The following is a 7,556-nucleotide window of genomic DNA, read 5'->3' on the forward strand; positions in this document are numbered from 1 at the left end:
CGTTCACAACCGGTATAGCACTCCGTAAACTGTCTGCAATCTGACTCATTTTAAAAAGGACGAAAGTATGTCGACACGCGAAAAAATGAACATTGGCGAGCTTTATACCGACATGGGCGAAGGACTGCCCGAAGAGCGCCGCGCCGGGAAAGAACGCGTTTATGATTACAACCTGACCCGCCCGTCGGAAGAAGAAAAACGCCAGCGGTTGCTGAAAGACATGATGGGCAGCATCGGCGAAAACGGCTGGATCGAGCCGCCGCTTCGTGTGGCCTATGGCACGCATATTCATATCGGCAAGAACTTCTACGCCAACTTCAATCTCACGGTGGTGGATGACGCCACGGTGACGATTGGCGATAACGTGATGATTGCGCCGAATGTCACACTGGCGACCGCCGGACACCCGGTCGATCCTGAAATCCGCATCACCGGACAACAGTTCTCCCTCCCGGTGGTTATCGAAGATAACGTCTGGCTCGGCACCGGCGTGATTGTGAATCCGGGCGTCACCATCGGCCGCAACAGCGTGATTGGCGCGGGCAGCGTGGTGACGAAATCCATTCCGCCAGACGTTGTGGCAGCAGGCGTGCCGTGTCGGGTTTTGCGGGAGATAACGGCGGAAGATCGCGAAGCATTCTCAAAATAAAAGTCTGAAAGCAAAAAGTAAAAAGGCCGGTGCAGGGTTAAATGCACCGGCCTTTTGCCGTACTGAAAAAATCAGGCGAGGAAAGAATGCTGATACCGGTGAAGCAATTCGGTCAGACGCCGCACTGGTTCGGTGACTTTTGGCGGCGCCTCATAGTCGGCCAGTTTTTCCTGATATTCCTCCAGCTCTTTCAGCAGACGCTGGTAATAATACGTGCGCTTACCTTCGCCCGATGACACCACGTGATCGGCGGTATTACGGATTTTCTTGTGGAATGCGGAAAGCTCATCGTTAACCGGTACTTCCACCTGCTTCATGCGCTGATGCGCAATAATCAGCTGCAACGCCAGACGGTATTTGCCGATGTCATTCGGGAACATCATCAGCAGTTGATTAAGCTGGTGATAAAGCGCAGGAAGATGGTTTTCACGACGGCGATAAGCTTTAGTCGTTAGCGCTGAAACCGCGCTGCTCATGAAGCGGTTAAGCAATGTGCGGCCGGTTTTATCGCGGGATTTATCGCGAATAATCAACAACACCGCCATTGCAATGAACGTACCGATTGCCTGCCCCAGCGCGCTGTCGAGAAACGACGTCACGTTGAATTTCATCGGGTTACTGAGCACCAGGATATTAATGGTGCCCGCCAGCAAACCGAGCATTCCGAGACGGCGTTTCGTGACTTCAATACCGATAAAGAAGGTGAAAATCCCCAGCATCAGGCAAAGCAGGAACAGGCTTTGCTGCGTCGCGGGCATGATCAGCATAAACATCATTGAGCCGACCGGGATCGCCAGCAACATGCCGACGATAAAGTCCATCGCCATGCCTTTCGGATTCGGGGTTCGCATCGCCAGAGATGTCACCACGGCGATAATAATCACGCAACCACTGGCCGACGTCCAGCCGGTCCACAGCCACATCAGGCAACCAATCGCCGTCGCCGTAAAGGTTCGCAAACCGTTGACCATCGCGTGATGGCGTTCGGCAGAAACCGGGCGCACCACCACTTCGCCATCCAGCACGCCGCTTTCAACAGTGCTGATGCTGCTGTTGGTCTGCACGCCTTTCATCAGCAATAACGCGCGGGTGCCCGCACCGGCCCAGGCGCTGACGGTCATCAGCACATTATCGCTGTGCATACCGGCAATCACCTGACGCAGTTGTTTCAGCCGCCGGTGAACGTCGCCGATGCTTTCGGCGGGCTCGTCAAACAGGGTTTTCAACTCCGGAGATAACTGCTCCGGTGAAGTTTGCAGAATCAGATACGTTTCACAGGCCTGCGTAATCATGCTCAGCGACATGCTGTGCAAGGCTTTCAGGCGCCGATTGCAACGTTGCCAGCGGGACGATTCCATCATCAGACTGCTGCGCATACCGTTCAGCGCCGTGGTGCTTTTCACCAGGTTATTCCAGGACTTATCAATATCTTCCTTCGACGCGTTATTCATACAAATCCGCATCAGCGCGAACTGATCAAGCATCAGCTGGCTGACGGCGCGGTCGATATCTTTTTTGATGGAACGCGGAGAAAACAGCAGGTCAGCGACGATCGCACAGCAAATCCCCAGAACGATTTCACTGCAACGTTCAACCGCAAATTGCGGCGTTTGCAGCGGCGAACTGGCGGACGTCACAACAATGATCAGCGCGGTATACCCGGCCAGCCCGAGCGCGTAAGAGTTTTCGATCCGCACCAGGGTAGACCACCAGGTGCAGACACCGGCCCAGATGCAGCACAGCAACAACATGACGACCGGCGCACGTGCAGTGGTAATCACAATCACCAGCGCCGCGATACAGCCGATAAACGTCCCGATAACGCGCAGAAAACCACGGTGCCGGATAGCACCGGCAAACGGCTCTCCGCCCGCCACAAGCGCCGGGCCCGAGGTCACAATGGCCGCGGTCATGGCCGACCAGCGTGGCGTTTCGAGTTGCAGATAGAAACCGAGCACCAGAGCGCCAAGAATGGCAAATGTCAGCTTGAACGCAAACCGTACGCGCGGAATAAGTACGCTATTCATCTTTCCGGCCTTAGCCAAACTCTCTCAGGCGATGCAGGAGGCGAAGGAACGGCGTGCCTTCATCTTGTTTACGATCATGACTGCCGGTGATGACGACGGTGGCCGTCGTTCCCGCCGGGTACGGATGCTGCTGGTCTTTATCATCGAGCACGATTTTCACCGGCACGCGCTGCGCCAGACGCACCCATTCCAGATTGCTGTCGATAGTCGCCAGACCGTTGCTCGCCGCCGAAGACGAGCTGTTGGTGACCGCGGCTGCGACGCTGTCAACCGTGCCGTGCATAATGCGGTTACTGCCCAGCGGAGTGATCTCCGCGCGGTCGCCTTTTTTGAGGCCCTGCAATTTGGTTTCTTCCAGATACGCCAGAATATAGAAAGAGTTTTTCTTCACCAGCGCAACGGCGGTAGAACCACGGTTAATGTAGTTGCCCGGATGGACCGTGAGGTTGGTGACCCAGCCATCAGCCGGTGCGACAACCACGGTACGCTCTAAATCCAGTACCGCCAGATCACGCGCGGCCTGCGCTTTCGCCAGCTGATGCTGCGCGGTTTGCAGTACGTTGTTCGCCTGATCGATTTCTTCCTGCGACATTGCCTGAACGCCCAGTTTCACACGGCGTCCGGCTTCGCGTTTTTTCTCGGCGGCCAGCGCCTGATAATAAGCGACGTCAGCGCTCGCTTCGTCCAGCGCCTGCTGATAACGCGGCTGGTCGATTTTGAACAGCACCTGACCTTTGGTCACCAGCTGGTTATCAATCACCGGCACGTCAGTGATTAAACCGGTCACATCCGGCGCAATCGACACAACGTCAGCGGTAAATTTGGCATCACGGGTCCACGGTGATTCGGTATAGAACGCCCAGGCTCTGAAGATTGCGATGACAGCCAGAACGACAAGAATCAGCGTAATTGCATAACGTATTATTTTTATAGAGAAATTTTTCACAACGGCCTCAGACGAACAAGCGGGAAATCAGGTAAAAAAGACAGCAATATAATGCTGTGTTAAACAACGCCGGATGCCAGACAAAGTCATAAATACCAGTCGGTTGTAATACCCGCCGGAGCAGGAAAAACACCACCAGCGCCAGCAGTATTTCAAAAAATACCGGTGGAAACGACAATCCGAAAATCACCATTACCGGAAGCAAACTCATCAAAAATTCCTTACATTATTACCAGCAGCAGTGACGACGGGCAGACCTGCTCGTCCCGCGCACGCATTATTCATTATTTTAGGCAATGCCACGCGTCCCCGGAGATAAATAATTCACTGGGAAGTGCTCAATGAAACTGTGGGGTTGCCAGGGAAGTGTGCGAAGGTAAGCATTGATTCAGGAAATCAGAAACCTGAGTTTTATCGCCCGGACGAGTATATTAGCGTGCTTATTATCAAGTAATCAACGTTCTGTGATCTAAATCACTTTTAAGCCAGAGTTAACAATGGACCGATTAAAACGCATGTCGATATTCGCTCAGGTCGTGGAAAGCGGTTCTTTTACCGCCGCCGCACGACGCCTCGACATGAGCGTTTCCGCCATTAGCCAGACCATTTCGAAACTGGAAAATGACTTACAAATCAAATTACTAAACCGAAGCACCCGCAGTATCGGCCTGACAGAAGCCGGGAAGCTTTACTATCAGGGATGCCGGAAAATGCTGCATGACGTACGTGAAGTGCATGAACAATTGTATGCCTTCAACAACACGCCAACCGGCACTTTGCGCATCGGCAGCTCATCGACAATGGCACAAAATGTTCTTGCTGCCATGACCGCCGAAATGCTGACTGAATACCCCGGCCTGACGGTCAATCTGGTGACCGGCATTCCTGCGCCGGATCTGATTGCAGACGGTCTGGACGTGGTGATCCGCGTTGGTGCTTTGCAGGATTCCAGCCTGTTTTCCACGCGGCTGGGTTCCATGCCAATGGTCGTGTGCGCGGCGCGCAGTTATCTGGCGCAGCACGGTACGCCGGAAAAACCTGCCGATATGGTGAATTTTTCGTGGCTGGAATACAGCGTCCGTCCGGACAGCGAGTTTGAACTGATCGCGCCGGAAGGCATTTCCACGCGTATCACGCCGCAAGGGCGTTTCGTCACCAACGATTCACAAACCATGATCCGCTGGCTGAAAGCCGGTGTCGGCATTGCATACGTCCCGCTGATGTGGGTGATTGAAGAGATTAACGCCGGTGACGTGGAGATCCTTTTCAGAAGCTATCAGTCCGATCCGCGACCGGTGTACGCGCTGTACACAGAAAAAGACAAGCTTCCGCTGAAAGTTCAGGTGTGTCTGGATTACCTGACCGATTACTTCAAACGGGTCAGCAAGGTGTATCAGGGATACCGGCAGGGCAAGAAAGTGACGCAGTGGAATTGATTTAATCTTCTGAATCACATTTGTACGAATAATCTCATGAGATTAATTTTTCCACTTCAGGGACTATCAATATCCTTTTCCAGACATAAAACTATAAAGGAAATAAATTAATTTCTCTTCTCCGATCATAATAGCTAGATCGAAAGGTGTATAACCGAAACCACTTTTTATTTCAAAATCGGCGCCAGAGTGCAGTAACAACCTCATCATTTCAAAATCACCCTGCCCAATGGAGTAATGAAGAGCCGTCAAAAACTGCCCGTCATCAGTTGTTGCATTTACATCAACTCCTGCATGTAAGAGACATTTCATTTCAGATATGCTTCTTCTCTTAGCCGCTATATGAATTGGCAACTCGCCATATTCCGACATAGTATTAATGCTTATGTCCTCTTCCTGAAATAATTCATTTAATTTATACATTAAAAGAAGTTCAGTCGAGTCAACTATAAATAACTTTCTCTCAAATTCTTTCAAAAATTTAAAAACCTCAACCTCACCTTTTGATTCGGCAAGTTCTGAGGCGTTTTTTCCGAATTCATTTTTTAAATCAAGATCGGCGCCATGATCAACTAATAATTTGACGACATCAATATATCCTTTAGATGCTGCCTCTTGCAGTGGGGTATAACCTTGGTCTCCTTGCGAGTTAACATCGACTCCCAGTCCAATTAGCTTTTTAACTATTTTAACCTCACCTCGAGATGCGGCGTAATTTATTGGATATGTTTGAAGAAGATTAGACTTAAAGTGGTAATTCTTTGGTTCTGAGAAAAAACCAGGTAAATCATCAGAATAAAAATTTTTCATTTGCTTGAAGGCCTACAGTAACGTTTAACAACGGTAGCTGATCTGCGCAATGCATTCAAAACTTCATTTATTTTTTCCGTATTTTGTTGGGAAAACACATCCTTTACCTTCGGCCCAAAAACTAACGTCAATTGTTATAAACCTAGTCTATTCGCTACCGCATATACAAAACAACATTAGTAATGAAAATAATTTTCCTTTAAAAGAAGAAAACCGACAATATATTTTAAACATACCTGATAAGGTATTTATATCAATGTTTATTTTGTTGCAAATAAAATTATAACTAAAAAAATTGTGAAAGTAACAAAAACACGAAAAATCTGGTCATTCAAATATTTAAACCTCGATAAAAATAATGATATAGATACACATGACGAGCAGAAAGCAACATTTAACCAATCTCAAGTTTTTTAGTCATTGCCAATAGCTATTCTTTCTCATTAATATTAACACTTGCTCATTCCTTTCAAATTTTCCAATGATTTTCTCTTTTGAAATTTCTCCTGAAAATTCCCCATGTATGTCTAGAGGGGGTGGCAATGTGAATGTGATTATATCCTTTTCGATTTCTGCTTTCGTAATAACTGGCACAGTAGGCTCACCCTCGCTGGTTTGAAAAATGACATTATATCCATCTTTTGAGTAAAGTATTATCAATTCTTCCCCCAAAAGATCTCCGGATTCGTTATTAAAATGTAGACTGGAAAAAACTCCTGTGAGTTTAAATGGTTTCTTTGATAATGCCATTGAATCTTTTAAAATAAAACTAAATAAAATAACAATCATTAACGAACACATTATATTTTTTCGCATATTATAAACCTTTAGCTTACTGCCCCGTTAAACGAAGATATTCTTGTGTAGCATTTTGAATTAATGAGTCTCTATCTCCTCCAGGGTCACTATAAAAATGTGGAGGATCTTGTGTTCGGAAATTCCCACCCCAACTAAGTCCTGCAGCCGAAGCTGCAGCAAGAACAATTTGTTGTTGGCTTGCTGGCAGACTACTGTAATTGACGTCCACTGCGAATCCACACGAATGAAGGCTTCGGTCTGCAGGTGTAATTGCATTTGGATCATTGTGTAATGCGGCCTGATGCTGAGGGCTTCGGTATGCGCTGTTAAAATGTAAATTAACGCCATTTTCAGAGGCATAAGAGATAAAACTTTCTACAGCAGGTAAGAAAGAGTCATCTAGATACGTATCACCTAGTCCTGGCAAATTTGCTGATACAAGTGTTAGCCCTAATGGGTCGATTCCTTTGACCGGATCCAGCGGATAAACATATAAATTCCATCCCCCTCTCAACCCAATCGGATCCTGCGTAATATACCGTCCCGGCGCCGGGTCATAATAACGATGTCGGTTGTAATGCAGCCCCGATTCCTCGTCGTAATGCTGCCCCTGCATTCTTATTGGCTGGCGCAGTTTGTACGGGTTGAAAATATCTACCGCGTTGCCCCAGACGTCTGAAATCGCGTCCCATTCCACCTTGCCGGTTTTGTGATTAATCAGCGCAACCGGCGTGCCCAGGTGGTCGCAGTGGTACAGGTGCAGTTTGAGNTTCTGCGTTTGCGCTTCGCCGGATTGCGGGTTTATCTGGCTGACGTGTTTGCCCACCCGGCGGCCGAGCGGGTCGTAGATATAGCGCGCCCTGTCTCTTATACACATCTCCGAGCCCACG

General features: G+C 48.8%; 8 protein-coding genes. 2 read left to right on the forward strand and 6 right to left on the reverse strand.

Annotated elements, in window-relative coordinates; genetic code table 11:
* The first annotated feature begins 67 nt into the window (after positions 1–67).
* Positions 68–649 (forward strand): maltose acetyltransferase domain-containing protein, encoded by a 582-nt coding sequence (locus tag KWG64_RS22915; protein WP_195815530.1) that lies wholly within the window; start codon positions 68–70, stop codon positions 647–649.
* Between the two features lie 71 nt (positions 650–720).
* Here KWG64_RS22915 and aaeB read toward each other — a convergent pair whose 3' ends face one another.
* Genes aaeB through aaeX form a run of 3 tightly spaced genes read right to left on the reverse strand, consistent with a single transcriptional unit; the run spans position 721 to position 3,833 of the window.
* Complete coding sequence (gene aaeB, locus KWG64_RS22920; RefSeq protein ID WP_218523227.1) at positions 721–2,676, reverse strand: p-hydroxybenzoic acid efflux pump subunit AaeB; 1,956 nt, start codon at positions 2,674–2,676, stop codon at positions 721–723.
* Between the two features lie 10 nt (positions 2,677–2,686).
* Positions 2,687–3,622 carry a p-hydroxybenzoic acid efflux pump subunit AaeA gene (aaeA, locus tag KWG64_RS22925; protein WP_218523228.1) on the reverse strand — a complete coding sequence of 312 codons (936 nt, stop codon included), beginning with the start codon at positions 3,620–3,622 and terminating at the stop codon, positions 2,687–2,689.
* Positions 3,623–3,629: 7 nt separating this feature from the next.
* On the reverse strand, positions 3,630–3,833 hold the full coding sequence (aaeX, locus tag KWG64_RS22930; RefSeq protein ID WP_104924238.1) for a p-hydroxybenzoic acid efflux pump operon protein AaeX: 204 nt from the start codon (positions 3,831–3,833) through the stop codon (positions 3,630–3,632).
* Between the two features lie 286 nt (positions 3,834–4,119).
* Between aaeX and aaeR the strand changes: the two genes are divergently transcribed.
* A complete protein-coding gene (gene aaeR / locus KWG64_RS22935; protein ID WP_218523229.1) occupies positions 4,120–5,058 on the forward strand; it encodes an HTH-type transcriptional activator AaeR in 939 nt (312 codons plus the stop codon).
* A gap of 66 nt (positions 5,059–5,124) precedes the next feature.
* Here aaeR and KWG64_RS22940 read toward each other — a convergent pair whose 3' ends face one another.
* The 3 genes from KWG64_RS22940 to KWG64_RS25830 form a co-directional block, all read right to left on the reverse strand.
* Entirely contained in the window at positions 5,125–5,868 is a 744-nt protein-coding gene (locus KWG64_RS22940; RefSeq protein WP_218523230.1) for an ankyrin repeat domain-containing protein, read from the reverse strand.
* Positions 5,869–6,285: 417 nt separating this feature from the next.
* Positions 6,286–6,657, reverse strand: a complete 372-nt coding sequence (locus tag KWG64_RS22945) for a hypothetical protein (RefSeq protein ID WP_218523231.1) — start codon at positions 6,655–6,657, stop codon at positions 6,286–6,288.
* A gap of 43 nt (positions 6,658–6,700) precedes the next feature.
* Positions 6,701–7,556: RHS repeat-associated core domain-containing protein (locus tag KWG64_RS25830; RefSeq protein ID WP_218523232.1), on the reverse strand; the 856-nt coding region annotated here is incomplete at its 5' end.

It is taken from the genome of Rahnella sp. PD12R (genome assembly GCF_019200965.1).
Lineage (GTDB): Bacteria > Pseudomonadota > Gammaproteobacteria > Enterobacterales > Enterobacteriaceae > Rahnella > Rahnella laticis.